The organism is Pacificimonas sp. ICDLI1SI03 (assembly GCF_054740865.1).
Genome location: NZ_JBSQAU010000002.1, coordinates 200,107 through 218,673, shown reverse-complemented (window position 1 = coordinate 218,673; position 18,567 = coordinate 200,107). Strand labels below are relative to the sequence as shown.

The window sequence follows — 18,567 nt, the reverse complement described above, 5'->3', positions numbered from 1 at the left end:
CAAGAGAAGGCTACCGGCACGGATCGCGCCCGCCGGCACGAATGAAGAGATGGACTGAATTAAATGGGTTATGAGGGACGCCGGCGCGGCCGGGGTGATCGGGATCGTCACGGTGGTGGCGGGGATTTTTACGGCGGCAATGATTCCTACGGCGGCGGTGGCGGCGGCGGTTACGACCGCGGCGGCTTTGGCGGCGGCGGATTCGATCAGGGCGGCGGTTATGGCGGCGGTGATCGTGGGGGCGGTTACGGCGGCGGCGGCGGTGGCGGTGGCTATCGCGGTGGTGGCGGCGGCGGCGGCGGTGGTGGCCGCGATGCCGGCATGTCACTCGGCCAGGCCAGCGGCACCGTAAAGTGGTTCAACCCGACCAAGGGTTTCGGCTTTATCGCGCGTGACGAGGGCGAGGACGTCTTCGTCCACATCAGCGCCGTGGAGCGTGCAGGTCATACGTCGCTTGGCGAGGGCCAGCCGGTTCAGTTCGAGCTGATCGACAAGGGCGGCCGCCTGAGCGCGACCGAACTGCAGATCGAGGGCGATCCGGTTGCGGCACCCGCCCGTGCACCGCGCGAAGATCGCGGCGGCCATGGCCAGGGCGGCGGCAATCGCGATGAAGACGTCGACTTCACGCCCGGCGAGCGCGTCGATGGCACGGTCAAGTTCTTCAACGCGATGAAGGGCTTCGGATTCGTCTCGCGCGATGATGGACAGCCCGACGCATTCGTGCACATCAGCGCAGTGGAACGCAGCGGCCTGCAAAGCCTGACGGAGGGACAGAAAGTCTCCTTTGAACTGGCACGCGACCGGCGTGGGCGTGTTTCCGTGGACCAGATCGAAGTCATCTGATTTCCCGACTTTTATCTAGCAGGACTCCACATCGATGACCGCATATCTGCACGAGGGCGACCTGCCCCAAGGCGTCTTCGGCAGTAGCGGTTCGATCGCCGTCGATTGCGAGGCGATGGGCCTGAACCCGCACAGGGACCGCCTGTGCGTGGTTCAGCTGTCCAATGGCGGGCCGGACGAACATCTGGTCCGCCTGGACCGGGGCGAATATAATGCACCGGTGCTGAAGGCGCTGCTGGCCGATCAGAACCGCCTGAAGATCCTGCATTTCGCACGGTTCGACATCGCGGCGGTGAAGCGCTGGCTGGGCGTGACCATGGCGCCCGTCTATTGCACGAAGATCGTGTCGAAGCTGATCCGCACCTATACGGATCGTCACGGACTGGCAGAGCTGGCGCGTGAAACGATCGGCCAGGACATGTCGAAGAAGCAACAATCGTCCGATTGGGGCGCGCCGCGCCTGTCCGATGCACAAGTCGAATATGCCGCATCCGACGTCCGCTATCTGCACGAGATCAAGCAGGTGCTGGATGAACGCCTGGCCCGCGAGGGGCGCACGGCGCTGGCGCAGTCATGTTTCGATTTCCTGCCGATTCGCGCGGAACTGGACCTGCTGGGGTGGGACCAGGTGGATATTTTCGCGCATAGCTGAGGGCGACGAGCCCAATATCAGGTGCCGAGGCTCGCTGCCTCCGCGATCGCGCGGTGCGACAGGCCCAGATCATCATCGCCAATGCAAAAGGGCGGCATGACATAGACCGTGTTGCCGAGCGGCCTGAGCAGCAGGTCGCGGTCCCTGAAAAATGCCAACAGCGACGGCGCGGCGGCGTTCATATAGCCGCTGCCATCGCCAATCTCGCACGCCAGGATCGTTCCGCACCGGCGGGTATTCACGATGCCCGGCGTGTCAGCGAGGAGGTCGAGGCCGGCCTGCTGCCGTTCCTCCAGGCCTGTGATCCGCTCTCCCACCGGTTCCTCTCGCCAGATGGCGAGATTGGCATTGCCCGCCGCGCAGGCGATGGGATTGGCGGTATAGCTGGACGAATGAAAGAACATCCGCGCCCGGTCCGTCGAATAATGCGCCTGATAGATGGGTTCGCTCGCCATGGTGACGGCAAGGGGGATTGCACCGCCGGTCAGCCCCTTTGACAGGCAGAGGATGTCCGGCACGATCCCCGCCTGTTCGCAGGCCAGCAGGGTGCCCGTGCGGCCCCAGCCTGTCATCACCTCGTCGGCGATGAAGATCGTTTCGTGGCGGCGGCAGATTTCGTGCATGCGCGCGAGAATTTCCGGCGGGTAGAACAGCATGCCGCCTGCGCCCAGCACCAATGGTTCGACGATGAAGGCGGCGGCATCGTCGGCGCATGCGCGTTCCAGCGCATCCAGCGTTTCCTGTTCCCGCCCCGGCGCCGGAAACGGTACGGTCACCACATCGAACAGCAGCGCATCATAGGCCTGATTGAAAACACCGCGCGCGCCGACCGACATCGCGCCGATGGTGTCGCCATGATAGCTGTGTTCCAGAACGATGATGCGGTTTCGCCTGGTTTCTTGAGCGTGCCAATATCCCAGCGCCATTTTCAGCGCGACCTCGACACTGGTGGAGCCGGAATCGGAAAAGAAAACCCGCGTCAGCTCGGACGGCATGATCTCCAGCAGCCCGCGCGCCAGATCCTCCGCAGGCTGGTGCGTCCATCCTGCGAAAATGATTTGATCAAGACGCCGCGTCTGATCGGCGATGGCGTCCATGATGCGCGGATTGCCATGACCGTGGGTCGTGACCCACCAGGATGATATGCCGTCGATAATGCGGCGCCCATCGGCAGTATGAAGCGCGGCCCCCTCCGCATGGGTGACGAGCGGGATCGGTTCCTGCAATCCATGTTGCGTGAAGGGGTGCCATACCGGGCTGTCGGTCATGTGAAAGTTCCAGAAGGGAAAGCGGCGTCGAACGCGGCGGAGAGCGTCTCCGCCCTCAGATCGTCCAGCCGGGGAAGACGCCCCAGCCTGCGTACCTTACCAAGAGCGGCGATGATATTCTCGCTGTCCTCCTGTGGTTCGCCGATGAAGGCGACGCCATGAATGGGGACATTCCGCTGCCGCAGCGCCTCAATCGACAGCAGGCTGTGGTTGATCGTGCCGAGGCCGGTGCGCGCCACCAGAATGACGGGCAATCCCCAGCGCGCGAAGAGGTCGGCATAGAGGATCTGGCGGGTGACGGGCACCAGCACACCGCCCGCGCCTTCCACCACCAGATGCGCGGGTCCGGCCGGCGGCGACAGACGCTGAACGTCGATCTCCACACCGTCCAGCTCTGCAGCACGGTGCGGCGAGCAGGGGGTCGCCAGCCGATATGCCTCTGGAATGATGCGGGCGGGGGGCACGCCCAGGCGTAGCGCCGCGCCGATATCGCCACCCTCCTCCGTGCCGGCCTGCACCGGCTTCCAATAATGCGCGCCCGTCGCAGCGGCCAGCGCGGCGGCGAATACGGTCTTGCCGACATCGGTGTCCGTGCCCGTGACGACGAACCGACTCATGGCAGCAGGTCCGCCAATCTATCTGCCAGTTCGTCCACCTCTGCCACACCGACGTTCAGCGTCAGCGAAATCCTGAGCCGCGCGGTTCCCGCCGGAACGGTGGGCGGACGTATGCCACGTATGTCGAAGCCCGCCGCCTGCAGCGTCTGGGCAGCGGCCATGGTCCGCGCATCCTCACCCAGGATCAGCGGCATGATCTGCGATCCGGTGGGCGCGACACCCACCGCCGACAGCCGCGATTCCGCATGGGCGATCAGAGCGTGCAGACGCGCGCGGCGCTGCGGTTCCTCCTCCAGATTGCGCAATGCCGCCATGGCGATGCGCGCCATCAGCGGCGAGGGCGCGGTAGAGAAGATGAAGGGACGTCCACGATTGATCAGGAAATCCCGAACAATGCGGGGTCCGCAGATCAGCGCACCCTCGCACCCCAGCGCCTTTCCCAGCGTGCGGGTGATGATGATATTGGGCCGCCCCTCCAACGCTCCGGCCAGCCCCTCGCCCCGGTCGCCAAACACGCCGGTGGCGTGCGCCTCATCGATCAGAAGGATGCCGTCATGGCGGTCGGCAATGGCGGCAAGATCGGCGAGCGGCGCGCGGTCGCCATCCATGCTGTAAAGACTTTCGACCGCGAGCCATGGCGTTCCCGTACCGCCCCCCTGTCGCCATGCGCGGATGCAATCCTCAAACGCGGAGGCATCATTATGTGCCGCCGCGACGGTTTCGGCACGACCGTGGCGCATGCCGTCATGGGCGCTGGCATGCACGAACGCGTCATGGACGACGAGGTCGCCGGACTGCGGCAGGGTTGCCAACAGGGCGCTGTTGGCCGCGAAGCCACTGCCGAAGAAGAGCGCGGATTCGCTGCCGAATTGCTGCGCCACGGCATGTTCCAGCGCCTCATGTTCCGGTGCATTGCCGCGCAGCAGGCGGGATCCGCCCGATCCCGCAGCCACGCCGTCGTGGAGGGCAGCCTCCCCCGCCGCCCGCAGCCAGTCACTGTCCGCCAGCGCGAGATAGTCGTTCGAGGAAAAATCCTTGCCATTGGCGGGGCTGAGCCGGCGCAGGCGGTCCCTGGCCCCCAGGCGCGCCAGATCTTCATATTGGGCGGAGAATAGCTGCATCGCGCCCCCCTAAAGCCAGTTTCCAGCATGATGAAAGGGGGTGCGCGCGGCGGCGCCCATCCCGGGGACCGAAAGAGTGTTGGAACCGGACGCTAAGCCTTTGCTTTTCGCTTTCCGTACAATTCCATGCGGTGATCTACGAGATCATAGCCGAGGCGCTTTGCAATGCGCTTTTGCAGCTCCTCCAGTTCCTCGTCGAAAAATTCCACGACATTTCCGGTTTCGACATCGATCAGATGGTCGTGATGATCGTCGCCCGCAGGCTCGTACCGCGCCTTGTGTTCACCGAAATCGTGCCGTTCGACGATGCCAGCCTCTACGAACAGGCTCATCGTGCGATAGACGGTGGCAATGGAAATGCCGGGATCGACCTCCCGAACGCGGCGGTGCAGTTCGTCGACATCCGGGTGATCGTCTGCATTCGACACGACACGCGCGATGACGCGGCGCGGCTCCGTAATGCGAAGCCCGCGTTCCTGGCAAAGTGCCTCTATATCGATTTTCGTCATCGGACGGCCTCCGGCTACTGAGCGCCCCCTATCCTCGCTGCCATGCCGATCCGCAAGTCCGCAGAAGCCGGGATGTTAAGGTTTTCAGCAAAAACTACGACTTTCCGTTAGCATGCCGTCGAAATTGCACGCTTTTCAATTCGGGCCGAGTCTGGCGGGGTTCAGGAGAGCGAAAAGGTGACCGGCACCAGCACCCAGGCGGCCACCGCCTCGCCCGCCTGCTTTGCGGGGAGGAAGGACCATTTCGAGACCGTCTTCAGCGCGGCCTTGTCCAGACGTTCGAACCCGGAGCTTTCCGAGATTTTGATCTCGTCGGCCTTGCCCTCCTCGGTCACGAGCACGCGGAGAAGGACGACGCCCTCTTCCCGGCTGCGGCGGGACAGATAGGGATATTTCGGCCCGGGATTGTTGAGCTGCGCAGCCGAAAAATCCGGCGGAACGACAGGAGCCGGCGCCGCCGGCGGGGCGGCGGGCGCGGGGGGCGTCACCGCCGCGCCGGCCATGACGGGCGGTGGCGGCGTCACACGATGCACCGCACGTAAGGGAGAGGGCGCCTTTACCGGCACCTCCACAGGCGGCGCGACGATCAGAGAGGGCGGTGTGACGTCCACCTCAACAAGCTCCACCGGTTCAAGCGGGGCAGTGGGGGCGGGCGGCTGCGGATTGGCGATCATGAACGTGTCGAGCGCCTCGGGCACCGCCTGCGGCATGACACTGCGCGCCATCAGCACGGCGGCCAGGGCGCCGAGATGCGCCGCCACGATGATCGCAAGCGCCCGGTAACGCGGCGTTTCCTGTGTCAAAAAGCCGGAGGGCGCCGTGTCATGCCCCGAAACGGAGGGGTAGGACCGGGTTTGCGGGCGCCGGTGGAGGTGATGCCAGGCACCCCCCAGACCACCCGCAGACTTGCCCAGTCGCCCGGACAAGGCGCCCTGTTCGGCCGGCATGTAGGAATGCGCATGCATGGACATAGCCCCTGTTAATGCAACTCATTCGCACATGCCAACCGATTCCGTTACAGCCGCCCCGTCAAGGTCAGCAGCGCCTGCCGCCCCCGCGCGGGCACGGCAAAGTGCGGGTTCCTGAGCTGGGTGATGTAACGCTCGTCCCCGACATTCTGCACGTTCAGCCGCACGCCCAGATGATCGGACAGCTGATATTCGGCATGCGCGTCGAAGCGCCAATAGGCGTCGGCACGGATCAGATTTCCGGTATCGGCGAAGCGTTCCGATGCATGATAGGCACCGCCGCCCAGGCTGAACCGAGGCGTCGCCTGCCACGTGGCGGTCATGGCGACATTATGCTTCGGCGTCTGGGGCAGGCGGTTGCCATCTTCGGGGCTGCCGTCCTTCACCTCGCTATCGAGATAGGAATAGCCGGCGAGCAGGGCGACGGGGCCGAGCTGGCCGCGCACACCGACTTCGGCGCCCCGGATTCGCGCCTTGTCGGCGATAGGTATCGGTCCGGCAATCGGATCCTGATTGATGACATTGTCGCGATCGATCTGAAACACGGCACCGGTCAGGCTGAGCGCGCCGTCCAGCAGGTCTGCCTTTGCGCCAACCTCCCAATTCTCATTGCGCTGGGGTTCATAGAACTCATTGCCCGCGTTGATCCCGCTCGACCCCTCTCCGACGTCGGCGCCCGGCGGGTTCGCGGAGTCGGCGTAGGAGAAATATAGGCTGGTGAGGTCGGTCGGCTTGTAGATGATTCCCGCCTGCCATGTGACGAAGTCGTTCTTCGCCTCGACATCATAGGCGCCGCCACGGCCGCTGCCTGCCGCCTCGACCTTGAAGGTTTCCCAGCGAATGCCGCCGTTCAGCAATAGCTGCGGAACGATGGTCACCGTGTCGAAGGCGTAGATGCCAAAGCTGGTCGCCTCCGCCACGCTGGGCGTCGCGCTGCGGCTGATGGCGCCGTTCCATGGGTCGGCCGGGTTGGGATTCTGCAGGTCGGTGCAATTGAACTGCGCGAACGCGTCCGCAGGGCAGTTCCTGTCGCCGGTATCGACGGAAAAATTGCGGTTCGACGTGTCTGAATAGGTATATTCTCCGCCGATCGCGATGCTGTGCGACAGGGAGCCGGTCGCGAAATCGCCGGACAGCGTCAGATTGTCGACCAGGCTTTTATTGACGGATCCGCGGCTCTTGATCGCGCGCCAGACGGCACCGTCGACGACATTGCCGGCGCTGTCATCGGGGTTCGTGACGATATATTCGTTCTTGGAACGGCCATAGCGCGCGATATTGGAAATGGCCCAGCCATTGCCGAAATCATGTTCGATCAGAACCTCTGCCGAATCGACCTGCGTTTCCTGAAAGTCGCGCACCAGCAGGCCATAGAAATTGTCCGGGTCGACGTCCGCCGGCTCACGGATTCCACCAGGCAGTTGCTCGCGGGACGTGAGAGGGATGCCATAGTCCGGCACGCCGTCCGTTTCGTAATGATAGTAGAACAGCGTCATCTTCGTCGGCGAATTCATACCGAGGGTGACGGAGGGGGCGATGCCCCAGCGGTCATCGTGAATGGCGTCACGGCCGGGCACGTCGGCATCCTGATAAAGGGCATTGATACGGACGCCGATGAAGTCGTTCACCTGCTGGTTCACATCGACGGTGGCGCGATAGAAATCGTCCGTTCCGACCGTACCCTGGGCGATGGCATGGTTTCCATCGACTGGCAGCTTGCTGACGATATTGAGGGACCCGCCCGCGCCGCCACGACCGCCGAGCGCCGCATTCGGTCCCTTGAACACCTCGATGCGCTCGACCGCGAAGGTCTCGCGCAGCTGCGAGCCGACATCGCGCGCGCCATCGACATAGGTGTCGGACGTCGCGTCGACCCCGCGGATCAGCGGAATATCGGCGGCGGCAACACCGCCCTCACCAGCGCCTAGCGTGATGCCGGGAACGGTGCGCAGCGCCTCCTGCAGCGAATAGGACGCCGTGCTTTCAAGGACGGCGCTGGTAATGACATCGACGGTGCGCGGCGTGTCGAGCAGCGGCGCGGTAACCAGCCGCGACTGCACCTTTTCCGTCTTATACTCCTCCTCGATGGCGCTGTCGGTGACAACGACGCCCTGCAATTGCGTTGCCTCTGCAGCGGGCTCCGCATCCTGCGCCAGTGCGGGCGCGGTGGCAAGGAAGCCGACGCACCCCAGTGCGACGAAGCTGGCGGACGTGGCCGGGCGGCCGGTGGAACTTCTGGACATCTCGATACCCCTCTTTTTTATGTGAGGGCGCTAATGCGAATGATTAGCAGATTCGTCAAGGTGCTTCTGCGAACTATTATCGATTTGTCAGGCGTCCCCCCAGCGGCGCAAAAGATTGTGATAGAGATTCGTCAGTTCGACGACGAGCGGATCGCCGCCGCCCCTTTCCGCCGACAGGGTCTGCACGCTGCGATCGAGGCGGAATAGCTGCTCCCGCGCCTCATTCTCTCGCACCATGCTTTGCAGCCAGAAAAAGCAGGCCGTCCGCGTGCCGCCGGTGACAGGCGTAACGCGATGGATGCTGGCGGCGGAATAGAGAACCGCATCGCCGGCGGCGAGCTTTACGCGATGCTCACCGAACAGATCCTCCACGACCAGTTCGCCGCCCTCGTAATTTTCCGGATCTTCAAGGAACAGCGTGCAGGACAGATCGCTGCGAATGCGAAATTCGCTGCCGCGCAGCTGCCGCATCGCATTGTCGACGTGATTGCCGAACGCCTGCCCGCCCTGGTAGCGGTTGAAGAGCGGCGGAAAGACCTTCAGCGGCAGGGCGGCGGCGACGAATGTCGGGCTGCGGCCGAGCGCGGCGAGGATAAGCTGGCCCGCCTCCCGCGCGGCGTCGCTGCCCTCCTTCAACTGGGCGTTGTGCTTGGCCAGGCGCGACTGGTGGCCGGACGTCTCGTTACCATCCACCCATTCGCCGGCATCGACGATGGCGCGGCAAGCCTGCACCTCGTTTGGCGACAGAATCTTTTCGATTTTCAGCATCATGTCTCTTGTCCCGTCAAATCAGCCAAATTGCCGCCATGCCGCACTTTCCCGAACCTCGCCCGCGGCAGTGACGATGCGGACCGGCAGGTCATGCCGATTGGCAAAGTCCAGCGCCCGGTCAGGCGGCATCACCATCATCACCGTGGCGAGCGCGTCCGCCTGCATACACGCACGATGCAGCACCGTCGCGGACCGGCTGCCGCCCCTTAACGGCGCGCGGGAGGCTGGCGACAGGGTATGCGACCAGCTGTCCGCGCCGCTGTCCCGACGCCGTTGCCAGTCGCCCGAGGTGGCGACCGACCAGCCGCAGAGGCCGAGGCGCGTGGGCCGGGTGGCGAGGCCAGGCACGGGATCGAGGTCGACCCACCACGGCATGCCGTCGGGTTTCACTCCGCTGGCGGCAAGCTCCCCGCCGATTTCGACAAGTGCGCTGTCGATGCCCAGTTGGCCGAGCGTGGCCAGAGCATCATCGACGGCGTAGCCCTTTGCGATGCCGGACAGGTCCAGATGTACACCGCCCGGCTGCCACAGCCGCGCCTTGCCACGGTCCAGCCTGATGTCGCGCCAGCCGTGCGCCGGGACGACTGGGGGGCGCATGGGCACTCCCAACGGGGCAGACGCCGCGCCGAAGCCCCAATATTCCGTCGCCTGTCCCATGGCCGGATCGAATGCCCCGTCGCTGGCACCGGCGATCAGGAGTGCGCAGTCGATCACCGCGAGGAAACCCGGCGAGATCGCGTGCCATGTTCCGCCGGGGGCGCGGTTGAAGCGGCTAAGCTCTGACATGGGATCCCACTGGCTCATCTCAGAAATCACAGCGGAGAATACTGCCTCGACGGGGGCTCTCAGCCTTTCCGCATCGGCGGCATGGGGGACGACTGCGCGGATGCGCCAGCCGGTCCCCATTGTCGTCCCGGTAAGCGTGACCACATCGCCCCGGGGCGGGCGCACGGCATGCGGCCCACCCCGGGGCGGGGGAATGATGATTTGCGGTTCGGCGGCCCGTATCAGAGCGGCAGAAACTCCAGCACGCCGGTATAGCTGGAGCGGCTGCCGGCGATCGCGGCGTCCGCGGGTGGCGTGCCCTCCATGCCTGCCTCGATATAATAATAGCCCGGCCGCTCGGCGGTCAGCTCGACCATCCCCTCCGCATCCGTGGTCAGTTCCTGCGACCCGGCCGCATCGCGATAGCGGGTGCCGCCCTCAACGAATTCGACCTTCAGATTGGCGGCTGGCTGGCCATCGCTGAGAAACTGGAAGCGCGCCGGTTCGCCGACGACGATGTCGTTGGGATGGGTGACGGGAACCAGTTCCAGCCCCTGGCCAGTCGGCTGCAGCGCCGCTTCGTTCGGAGCACCCAAGGTCACGAATGTCTCGATCCGGCCATTGGTCTGAATGAAGCGCGCTTCGGTGCCGCCCGCCGGGACGGCATTTGCCATTTCCGACCGCGTACCACGCCAGCGCTTGCGCTCTCCATCCAGCATATAGGTGCCCATCAGGCCGTCATTTACCAGCGCGATGCGATAGGTGCCCTGCTGAGCCAGCGGGACGTCGAACGCGCTGCGATAATCGCCGCTGCCGATGATCTTTGTCGCCACGGGCTGTCCGTCAGGACCGGTCACGGTCACACCGTCCACCGGCAGGGGCCGGTGTTCGAATACGAAAAGCTGGTTCGACGAGGCCGCATCGACGGTGACCAGTTCCGTATCGCCCGACAGGACGGTCGCGGAGGGCAGCAGCCAGCGGCGATGCGCATCGGCGGACGTCGCCAGCAGGGCGAGAGGGAGGGCAGCCAGGGCCAGCGCACGGATTTTCAAAGTCATGATCATCTCCAGAAAGGAATTCAGTTCTTCAGTTTCAGGCTGACAGTGCCCAGTTCGGATTTTCCCTTGGCGGATTTGGTCTCGCTGTCCTTTGGCGGCCATTGGAACGGGATCGAGAGCATTTCGCGGCCGCCCACCTCTCGCGCGGCCTCCACCTTCAGCGTGTAGCTGCCCGGTTTCAGCGTCCCGAGGGGCTTGGCACCGCTGCGGAAATCGACCTGGTGCACGCCGGGGGCCTTTGTCGGGCCGCTGACGCCGTCAATCGGCATGTCCATGCTGCGCCCGGCCTTTCGCCACCAGCCGCGCAGGTCGGCGAGCCATTTCTCGCCCTCGTCATTGCGCATTTCGACGTCATACCAGACGTTCAGATTGCTGGCGGCGCGGCGGCCGGAATCCTCGATCCACATGGCGACATAGGGGCGGTGATACTCCGCCACCGACAGGCGCGGGATTTCCACGCTGACCGACAGGCCCGCCGCCTGGGCGGAGCCGGTGGCAAGTCCGAGGGTAAGGACGGCAAGATTGGTTTTCATGGGCACCCTTCTAATTGTGCATGAACAGCAGGATCAGCAGTGCGGGGATGGCGACGCCCGCCCCCACGATTGGCCAGGTCGATTTGCGGTGCCGCGCGTGAAGCTGCAGCAGGAAGAAGCCGGTCACGCAGAAGATCACGCAGGCGACGGCAAAAATATCGATGAACCATGACCAGGCGGCGCCGGTGTCGCGCCCCTTGTGCAGATCGTTCAGCCAGGCGACGAGCCCGCGATCCGTGCGCTCGTACAGGACGTCGCCGGAAAGCCTGTCGATGGCGATCCATGCGTCGCCGCCCGGACGGGGCAGCGCCACATATAGCTCCTCCTCGCTCCATTCCGGGGCGCGGCCGCGCATATCCTCCCCCAGTTCGCCATCGGCCCACGCGGCGACCGCCGCCGGAACCGGATCACCGTCGCCGGATGCGGTGATACTTTGCAGCACGTCGGGCGGCAGCCGCGCCTCCTGACTGGTAATCTGCGCGTCGGCTTCGATCTGCGCAGCATGGTTGAGGGTGATGCCGGTAATGGCGAACAGCAGCATGCCGATCAGGCAGATGGCGCTCGACATCCAGTGCCAGCTGTGCAGCTGCCGGGTCCAGAACGGCGACAGACGCCGCTTTTTCTTTCGTATCCCCGCCGATCGGGCGAGAGACGCAGACTGATCCATGACACCCTGTGCGCAAACGGCGACAGCGGTGCACCAATGCACCCCTTTCGACCTGTTATGCCGGACCTAGTCCTAATTGAGACTGAATTGCAATAGCACTCTGGCAAAATGCAAAAAGGGCCGCGCGCCTCAACAGCGCACGGCCCTTTCAGCTTCTAAAATCGGCGCCGTTACCGGACGACCGGCAGTTCGATATAGGAGGCGTTGTCCACGCCGTGATGCACCTGGTTATCGGCGACAGCGGTTTCGGTACTGCTCTCATTATTGCCGCCGGTATTCAGATTACGGGCGAATTTCGGGAAGTTGGAGGAGGTGACCTCCACCCGGATGCGGTGGCCAGGCAGGAATGTATTGCTGGTCGCCATCGGCGTCGGCTGAAGCGTATAGACGTTACCCGGCTGCATCATGGCAGGCTGTTCGAAGCCGTCGCGATAGCGCGCGCGCAGAATCGTATCGGCAAGAATATAAGCTGTCCCGTCGGGCGCCACATCGACCAGTTTCACCGCAAAATCGGTATCCGGCACGTTGGACGACACGTTCAGAACCGTATCGATGAAGCCGGTAACCTCCAGCGGTTCGGTCAGCGGCTCGCTGGTATAGACGAGGACGTCATTGCGCGCCTCTATCAAGCGCTGGTCGAACGCGCCCGCCTGGACGAGGCCGCCATTGCAGCAGTCGCCGCCGCCAATGGTCTGCACCGGGTTCATGGGGTCATAGGTGAAACTGTCGGCTGGTTCCGCCGCCGACGGAGCCTCCGGCGACAAACGGCCATCGCCGTACAGGCTGTTCGCCGCGCCGCCAGACCGCAGATAGAAACGCACGGTCTTCGCGTCCTCCGGCGGCCATTGCTGCGCCGCCTTCCACTCATTGCCGCCCATGTTGAAATAGCGGACATGCGGCGTCGACTTGGGGAAGGCGCGGTCCTCGCCCTTCAGCCATTTGTCGAAGAAAGCGTAGATCTGGGCATCCGCGTCGAAGCTGGTGTCGCCCAGATTTCGGTCGCCGGATTTGTAATTCGGGCCGTAATTGGAAAATTGGCAGTGCGTGTTCGGGCCGATGACGGCATATTGATTCTCGCTCGCCTCCGGCTCGCTATTCACCTCTCTCGCATGGTTGAAGAGAGCGAGATTGGGGCCGATGGACACGTCATACCAGCTGTTGAACCACAGGGCGGGAACGCCCCAGCCCATATCATCGTGATAGAGGCCACCCTCTCGCCAAGCAGGGTCGGCCGGGGTGCGCGCGATCAATTCCTCAAACGTCGCCGCCGGCTCGCCAAGGTCTGAAAGCACTTCGTCGAGCGGCAGATGCTTGATCTGGTTCGGCCAGTCCACCGGGGGTTTGGTAGCCGCAAGATCATTATACCGGGCAATCCGCGCCTGAATTTCCGGATCTAGACCCTCTGGCAATTGCGCGCGCAGCGGATTGTCGACGCCGTACAGCCAAACAAAGAACAGGCTGCGCGGCACGCCGCCGGTGTACCAATTGCCCTGTTCCTGAAACTCGCCGACCTTGCCGATGCCCGCGCCCGACGCCATGGGAATCATCGCCGTGTGCGCGGGGTGGTTCTGTGCAGCAAGGGCAAGTTGCCATTCGGCGGAGGAGGAGCAGCCGAGCGTGCCGACCTTTCCGTTGGAAAAGGACTGTTCGGCAATCCAGCTGAGCATGTCATAGCCGTCCGTCTGCGGCTTTCCCAAGATCTCATAATCGCCCTGAGAGAAATAGCGACCACGCTCGTTCTGCACGACATAGGCATAGCCGCGCGACACCGCCTCCAACGCACGACGGGTGGTGCGCGCCTGATAGGACAGCTCGTTATAGGGGGTCTTCCAGAAGATCGTCGGCAGAGGGCCTTCGGCGTCCTTTGGCAGATAGATATTCGTCGCCAGCTGCACGCCGTCGCGCATGGGCACCATGCGGATCATGCGGACATCGGCCATTTCCGCCAGCGCCTTCTGCGCCGCCTCGTCGGTCAGATCCGAATAGGTCTGCGCGTCCGCGCGGCCAGCCGTCAGGCCGACACCCAGGGTCGCGAGCACGAACGCTATCAGCAACTTCATCGGAATATTCCCCCCTCGAAAACTTATCGTTCGGGGTTGTGACACAATATACCCCTAAAGAACAGGCTCGCCATGCAGGCTCATCAGCGAATCCATCAGATTTTCCTGTTCGCTGGAGCACATTGCGAGGACCAGGGCTTCGTCGCACCCATCGGCCACCAGATAGGCATGGCCCATGGTGGAATCGATGTAGATCGATTCCCCCTGCTTCAGCGTGACCGGGTCGTAATATTCCGTGTGAACGTCGATCTTGCCCTCCACCACATAGATGAACTCCTCACCATTGTGGCGCACGAGCGCACCGAATTCCTCACGGCTCTTGGCGCGGATGCGCGCCAGGATCGGGATCATCCGCTTCCGCCGCAGGTCGGGGCACATGTAATGATAGTCGTAATTGTCGGTTTCGACACGAAAGGCGCTGTCCAGCGTCCCGAGGCTGCGACGCGCCATCACCTGCTTCTGCGGCTGGGCGGCATCCTCTGCGAACAGGTCTGACATGCGAATGTCGAGCCTGCGGCTAAGCTGCTGAAGCTTGTCGTAGGTGAGGGTCAGCCGGTCATGCTCGACCTTGGAGAGAGTCGAAAGCGGGATGCCCGTTTTCGTGCTCATCTCCTTCAGGGTCCAGCGATTGTTGAAGCGAATGCGCCTGATGACGCTCCCCAATGTAGGGTGGCTGTCGCTCACAGGCCGTTCGCCGAGCGGGGGAAGGGAAGCAGATTTCCGTTGAGGTTCATTTTAACCAATTGGGGGCTGTTGACGTTCAGGCATATTGCTAAACGACGTTATAAATAAGCGCAACGTTGCCGACCCCTACAGCAACCGCGAGGGTGAACGTCAACATAGCCAGAGATGCGGTTCCGCCGCATAAAACGCCCCGGACGCGGCCAAAGCATTGCCTGCCCCCCCTTCAAATGAGGGAGGCAGGACCATGCGGCCCCCGTTAGATGGCGAAAAGCTGCACGGGCGCCTCGATCAGCTTTTTCAGCGCCTGAACATAACTGGCGGCATCATGACCGTCGACGACGCGGTGGTCGCAGGAAATCGACAGGTTCATCTGTTTGCGTATCTCGATCTCGCCATCGATGACGGCGGGACGCTCGATAATGCGGTTCGGGCCGATAATGGCCACCTCTGGCCGGTTGATGACGGGTGTTGTCGCAATGCCGCCGAGCGGTCCCAAGGAGGTCAGGGTCAGCGTGCCGCCCGACAATTCCGCGCTGGTCGCCTTGCCGGTGCGCGCAGCCTCCGAAAGGCGTCCGATTTCCGTCGCCAACTGCCAGATGTTCATGTCCTGCGCATTGCGGATCACGGGGACGACCAGCCCCTTTTCCGTCTGGGCGGCCATGCCGAGGTGAACGGCGCCGTGATGCGTTACGACCCCCTTCTCGTCATCATAGGTGGCGTTCAGCATGGGAAAGCCATCCAGCGCGCGGCAGATGGCGACGATGATCATCGGCAAAACCGTCAGCTTTGGCCGGTCGCCGCGCGTTTCGTTCAATTGCTGGCGCAGCGCCTCCAGCGCCGTCACGTCCATTTCCTCGACATAGGTGAAGTGCGGGATGTTGCGCTTCGATGCGGCCATGTTTTCCGCAATGCGCCGGCGCATGCCGATCACCTTTACCTCGACGTCGGGCCGCTTGCGCGAGGGGCCGGGCGGGGCATAGCCCTGCGCCGCGCCATAACGCAGATAGACGTCGAGGTCGGAGTGGCGGATCAGCCCCTCGCCGCTCTTTACGTCCGACAGGTCGATGCCCAGCTGCGCGGCGCGTTTCCGCACCGCCGGCGATGCCAGCGGCTGGCTTCTCGCAGGCTTCGGATCGGCGGAGGCATTCTGCGCCGCCGGGGCAGCTTCAGGTTCAGATTTGGGCGCCGGTGCCGGTGACGGGGCGGGTGACTGGGCCGGTGACTGGGCAGGCGGGGGCGCTGGCTGTTCAGCGGTGTCTTTCGTCGCCGCGCTCTCCTCGACGGGCGGGGGCACCTGCGCCTCAGCCACATCGGCGGGAATTTCCTCCTCGTCCGTTTCGATGACGGCCAGGATGGTGCCGATGGGGATGATGTCGCCCTCCGCGCCCGCCAGTTCGACGATGCGGCCCGACACCGGCGATTCCATCTCGACGGTCGCCTTGTCGGTCATGACGTCGGCAATGCCCTGATCCTCGACGACCTGATCGCCGACCTTTACATGCCAGGCGACGATTTCCGCCTCGGCAATACCCTCGCCAATATCGGGCAGCCTGAAGCTAAAGTTCGCCATCGATATCCTCCATCACCTTTCTTAGCGCCGCGACGATGCGCGCCGGGCCGGGGAAATAATCCCATTCGAATGCGTGCGGATAGGGCGTGTCCCAGCCGCATACGCGCGCCACGGGCGCCTCGAGATGGTAAAAGCAGCGTTCCTGCACCAGCGCCGACAGTTCACCGCCGAAGCCGCCGAACCGCGACGCTTCGTGAACGATCAGGCAGCGGCCCGTCTTCTTCACCGATGCGACGATCGCGTCGATGTCGAGCGGGACGATGGAACGCAGGTCCAGCAGTTCTGCATCGAGGCCGCTCTCCTCGATCGCGGCCAGCGCCACATGAACCATCGTGCCATAAGCGAGGATCGTTACATCGCCGCCCTCGCGCACCGTGGCCGCCTTGCCGAGGGGGACGGTGTAGTGCCCCTCCGGCACTTCCGCTGCCGGATGGCCGGCCCAGCTTTTCACCTGTTCTTCGTGCCGACCGTCAAAGGGACCGTTATAAAGCCGCTTCGGTTCCAGGAAGATCACTGGATCATTTTCCTCCACCGCCGCGATCAGCAGGCCCTTCGCATCATAGGGGGTGGAGGGAATGACGGTTTTCAGGCCAGTGATGTGGGCAAAGATCGCCTCCGGACTCTGGCTGTGCGTCTGGCCGCCGAAAATGCCGCCGCCATAGGGCGACCGCACCGTCAGGGGCGCGGTGAATTCGTCGTTGGAGCGATAACGCAGCCGCGCCGCCTCCGACACCAGCTGGTCGAACGCCGGCAGGATATAATCGGCGAACTGAATCTCGATGATGGGACGCAGGCCGTGCGCCGCCATGCCGATTGCCGTCGCCGCGATGCCGCCCTCCGAAATCGGCGCGTCGAAGCAGCGGGCGAGCCCGTGTTTTTCCTGCAGGCCCGCCGTCACGCGGAAAACGCCGCCGAAATAGCCCACATCCTCGCCATAGATCAGCGTATCGGGGTCGTTCGTCAGCAATGTATCCAGCGCCGAATTCAGCGCCTGCACCATGTTCATCTCTGCCATCGTCAGAGCCCCATTTCGCGGCGCTGCTCAAGGACGCGCCAGTCGGGCTTTTCAAACACCCCTTCGAACATTTCCGACACGGGCGGTTTCGATTTCCCCAGCGTACCGACGGCTTCGCCCTGTTTCACCGCCTGGCGCACTTCCTTGTCGAAATCCGCCTCCATGGCAGCGTGGCGTTCTTCATCCCATTCGCCAATGCGGATCAGATGCTGTTTCAGCCGCGCGATGGGATCGCCCAGCGGCCATGCGCCCGCCTCTTCCTTGGGCCGGTATTTGGTGGGGTCGTCGCTGGTCGAATGAGCGGCGACGCGGTAGGTAAACAGTTCGAGGAGGGTTGCGCCATAGCCCTGCCGCGCGCGTTCGGCGGCCCAGCTGGTGGCGCTCCACATGGCCAGGAAATCATTGGCATCGACGCGAAGGCCGGGAAGGCCGTGACCGGTGCCGCGCGCGGCGAATGTCGTGTGCTCGCCGCCGGCGATGCCCGCGAAACTGGAAATCGCCCATTGGTTGTTGGTGACGCACAGAATGGCGGGCGCCTTGTAGACCGAGGCAAAGGTCAGCGCCTCGTCGAAATCGCCCTCGGCCGAGGTGCCCTCGCCAATATGGCCGATGGAGATGTCGCTGAGGCCGCGATAGGCGGAGGCCATCGCCCAGCCGACGCCATGGCCGATACGGCTGCCGACATTGCCGGACAGCGAATAGAAGCCATAGTCGCGCGCGGAATAGAGCGTCGGCAATTGCCGCCCCTTCAGCGGGTCGTCACGGTTTGAGAAGATCTGGTTGACGAGGTCCAGCATCGGATAATCGCGCGCCATCAGCCATGCCAGCATCCGATATGTCGGAAAGCACATGTCGGCCTTGCCCAGCACGAGCGATTGCGCGGCGCCAATCGCCTCCTCCCCCGTCGAACGGATATAGAAGCTGGTCTTGCCCTGGCGGTGAGAGCGAAACATGCGATCCTCGAACAGGCGCGTCTTGACCATCGCCTTCAGCCCTGCGCGCAATTGTTCGGGATCCACATCGATCTGCCAGGGACCGACAGCCTGCCCCTCTTCATCCAGAACGCGGACAAGGCCGAAGGGCATGTCGCGCATCTGTGATTCGGAATCGAAAATTTCCGGCCGTCGCGTCTCACCCACCGCCGGGATGGCGAGGTGGTCAAAGCCGGGATTGTCCCCCGGCCGTGCCGTCGGCTGGGGGATGTAGAGGGAATTTGAACGCAT

18 protein-coding genes are annotated in these 18,567 nt (G+C 63.7%); 2 read left to right on the top strand and 16 right to left on the bottom strand.

Translation table 11 applies throughout. The features are described from left to right. The first annotated feature begins 63 nt into the window (after positions 1-63). Together ACSMXM_RS13040 and ACSMXM_RS13035 are read left to right on the top strand one after the other, a co-directional pair. Positions 64-843, top strand: a complete 780-nt coding sequence (locus tag ACSMXM_RS13040; protein ID WP_460316748.1) for a cold-shock protein — start codon at positions 64-66, stop codon at positions 841-843. A 34-nt stretch (positions 844-877) separates the two neighbouring features. Then, complete coding sequence (locus ACSMXM_RS13035; RefSeq protein ID WP_460316746.1) at positions 878-1,495, top strand: ribonuclease D; 618 nt, start codon at positions 878-880, stop codon at positions 1,493-1,495. A gap of 17 nt (positions 1,496-1,512) precedes the next feature. Here ACSMXM_RS13035 and ACSMXM_RS13030 read toward each other — a convergent pair whose 3' ends face one another. The 16 genes from ACSMXM_RS13030 to ACSMXM_RS12955 form a co-directional block, all read right to left on the bottom strand. Continuing rightward, on the bottom strand, positions 1,513-2,763 hold the full coding sequence (locus ACSMXM_RS13030; protein WP_460316744.1) for an adenosylmethionine--8-amino-7-oxononanoate transaminase: 1,251 nt from the start codon (positions 2,761-2,763) through the stop codon (positions 1,513-1,515). Then, positions 2,760-3,380, bottom strand: coding sequence for a dethiobiotin synthase (gene bioD, locus ACSMXM_RS13025; RefSeq protein ID WP_460316742.1), 621 nt, complete (start codon positions 3,378-3,380; stop codon positions 2,760-2,762). The genes ACSMXM_RS13030 and bioD overlap by 4 nt, the downstream gene beginning before the upstream one ends. After that, complete coding sequence (locus tag ACSMXM_RS13020; RefSeq protein ID WP_460316741.1) at positions 3,377-4,501, bottom strand: 8-amino-7-oxononanoate synthase; 1,125 nt, start codon at positions 4,499-4,501, stop codon at positions 3,377-3,379. The genes bioD and ACSMXM_RS13020 overlap by 4 nt, the downstream gene beginning before the upstream one ends. Positions 4,502-4,593: 92 nt before the next feature. After that, positions 4,594-5,010 (bottom strand): Fur family transcriptional regulator, encoded by a 417-nt coding sequence (locus ACSMXM_RS13015; protein WP_460316740.1) that lies wholly within the window; start codon positions 5,008-5,010, stop codon positions 4,594-4,596. A 161-nt stretch (positions 5,011-5,171) separates the two neighbouring features. Beyond that, on the bottom strand, positions 5,172-5,975 hold the full coding sequence (locus ACSMXM_RS13010) for an energy transducer TonB (RefSeq protein WP_460316739.1): 804 nt from the start codon (positions 5,973-5,975) through the stop codon (positions 5,172-5,174). 50 nt (positions 5,976-6,025) lie between these two features. Further along, entirely contained in the window at positions 6,026-8,221 is a 2,196-nt protein-coding gene (locus ACSMXM_RS13005; protein ID WP_460316737.1) for a TonB-dependent receptor, read from the bottom strand. 87 nt (positions 8,222-8,308) lie between these two features. Next, positions 8,309-8,992, bottom strand: coding sequence for a Fe2+-dependent dioxygenase (locus ACSMXM_RS13000; RefSeq protein ID WP_460316736.1), 684 nt, complete (start codon positions 8,990-8,992; stop codon positions 8,309-8,311). An 18-nt stretch (positions 8,993-9,010) separates the two neighbouring features. Beyond that, positions 9,011-9,943, bottom strand: a complete 933-nt coding sequence (locus ACSMXM_RS12995) for an FAD:protein FMN transferase (protein ID WP_460316734.1) — start codon at positions 9,941-9,943, stop codon at positions 9,011-9,013. 56 nt (positions 9,944-9,999) lie between these two features. Next, positions 10,000-10,815: a DUF4198 domain-containing protein gene (locus tag ACSMXM_RS12990; protein ID WP_460316733.1), complete on the bottom strand. Its 816-nt coding sequence runs from the start codon at positions 10,813-10,815 to the stop codon at positions 10,000-10,002. Positions 10,816-10,835: 20 nt separating this feature from the next. Further along, entirely contained in the window at positions 10,836-11,348 is a 513-nt protein-coding gene (locus ACSMXM_RS12985) for a DUF2271 domain-containing protein (RefSeq protein ID WP_460316731.1), read from the bottom strand. Positions 11,349-11,358: 10 nt separating this feature from the next. Next, on the bottom strand, positions 11,359-12,015 hold the full coding sequence (locus ACSMXM_RS12980) for a PepSY-associated TM helix domain-containing protein (RefSeq protein WP_460316730.1): 657 nt from the start codon (positions 12,013-12,015) through the stop codon (positions 11,359-11,361). Positions 12,016-12,185: 170 nt separating this feature from the next. Then, positions 12,186-14,075, bottom strand: a complete 1,890-nt coding sequence (locus ACSMXM_RS12975; protein ID WP_460316728.1) for a CocE/NonD family hydrolase — start codon at positions 14,073-14,075, stop codon at positions 12,186-12,188. Between the two features lie 54 nt (positions 14,076-14,129). After that, positions 14,130-14,759, bottom strand: a complete 630-nt coding sequence (locus tag ACSMXM_RS12970) for a helix-turn-helix domain-containing protein (protein WP_460316727.1) — start codon at positions 14,757-14,759, stop codon at positions 14,130-14,132. Between the two features lie 256 nt (positions 14,760-15,015). Then, the gene (locus tag ACSMXM_RS12965) at positions 15,016-16,329 is read right to left on the bottom strand and encodes a dihydrolipoamide acetyltransferase family protein (protein WP_460316726.1); all 1,314 of its coding nucleotides are present in this window, start codon (positions 16,327-16,329) and stop codon (positions 15,016-15,018) included. Further along, entirely contained in the window at positions 16,316-17,335 is a 1,020-nt protein-coding gene (locus ACSMXM_RS12960) for an alpha-ketoacid dehydrogenase subunit beta (protein WP_460317605.1), read from the bottom strand. Before ACSMXM_RS12960 ends, ACSMXM_RS12965 begins: the two co-directional genes overlap by 14 nt. 11 nt (positions 17,336-17,346) lie before the next feature. Then, a complete protein-coding gene (locus tag ACSMXM_RS12955; protein WP_460316725.1) occupies positions 17,347-18,567 on the bottom strand; it encodes a thiamine pyrophosphate-dependent enzyme in 1,221 nt (406 codons plus the stop codon).

What these genes read in the sequence shown, in the direction of transcription:
- ACSMXM_RS13040 (WP_460316748.1), top strand. Translation starts at nt 64, where the DNA reads ATGGGTTATGAGGGACGCCGGCGCGGCCGGGGTGATCGGGATCGTCAC.
- ACSMXM_RS13035 (WP_460316746.1), top strand. Translation starts at nt 878, where the DNA reads ATGACCGCATATCTGCACGAGGGCGACCTGCCCCAAGGCGTCTTCGGC.
- ACSMXM_RS13030 (WP_460316744.1), bottom strand. Translation starts at nt 2,763, where the DNA reads ATGACCGACAGCCCGGTATGGCACCCCTTCACGCAACATGGATTGCAG.
- bioD (WP_460316742.1), bottom strand. Translation starts at nt 3,380, where the DNA reads ATGAGTCGGTTCGTCGTCACGGGCACGGACACCGATGTCGGCAAGACC.
- ACSMXM_RS13020 (WP_460316741.1), bottom strand. Translation starts at nt 4,501, where the DNA reads ATGCAGCTATTCTCCGCCCAATATGAAGATCTGGCGCGCCTGGGGGCC.
- ACSMXM_RS13015 (WP_460316740.1), bottom strand. Translation starts at nt 5,010, where the DNA reads ATGACGAAAATCGATATAGAGGCACTTTGCCAGGAACGCGGGCTTCGC.
- ACSMXM_RS13010 (WP_460316739.1), bottom strand. Translation starts at nt 5,975, where the DNA reads ATGCATGCGCATTCCTACATGCCGGCCGAACAGGGCGCCTTGTCCGGG.
- ACSMXM_RS13005 (WP_460316737.1), bottom strand. Translation starts at nt 8,221, where the DNA reads ATGTCCAGAAGTTCCACCGGCCGCCCGGCCACGTCCGCCAGCTTCGTC.
- ACSMXM_RS13000 (WP_460316736.1), bottom strand. Translation starts at nt 8,992, where the DNA reads ATGATGCTGAAAATCGAAAAGATTCTGTCGCCAAACGAGGTGCAGGCT.
- ACSMXM_RS12990 (WP_460316733.1), bottom strand. Translation starts at nt 10,815, where the DNA reads ATGACTTTGAAAATCCGTGCGCTGGCCCTGGCTGCCCTCCCTCTCGCC.
- ACSMXM_RS12985 (WP_460316731.1), bottom strand. Translation starts at nt 11,348, where the DNA reads ATGAAAACCAATCTTGCCGTCCTTACCCTCGGACTTGCCACCGGCTCC.
- ACSMXM_RS12980 (WP_460316730.1), bottom strand. Translation starts at nt 12,015, where the DNA reads ATGGATCAGTCTGCGTCTCTCGCCCGATCGGCGGGGATACGAAAGAAA.
- ACSMXM_RS12975 (WP_460316728.1), bottom strand. Translation starts at nt 14,075, where the DNA reads ATGAAGTTGCTGATAGCGTTCGTGCTCGCGACCCTGGGTGTCGGCCTG.
- ACSMXM_RS12965 (WP_460316726.1), bottom strand. Translation starts at nt 16,329, where the DNA reads ATGGCGAACTTTAGCTTCAGGCTGCCCGATATTGGCGAGGGTATTGCC.
- ACSMXM_RS12960 (WP_460317605.1), bottom strand. Translation starts at nt 17,335, where the DNA reads ATGAACATGGTGCAGGCGCTGAATTCGGCGCTGGATACATTGCTGACG.
- ACSMXM_RS12955 (WP_460316725.1), bottom strand. Translation starts at nt 18,567, where the DNA reads ATGCGTTCAAATTCCCTCTACATCCCCCAGCCGACGGCACGGCCGGGG.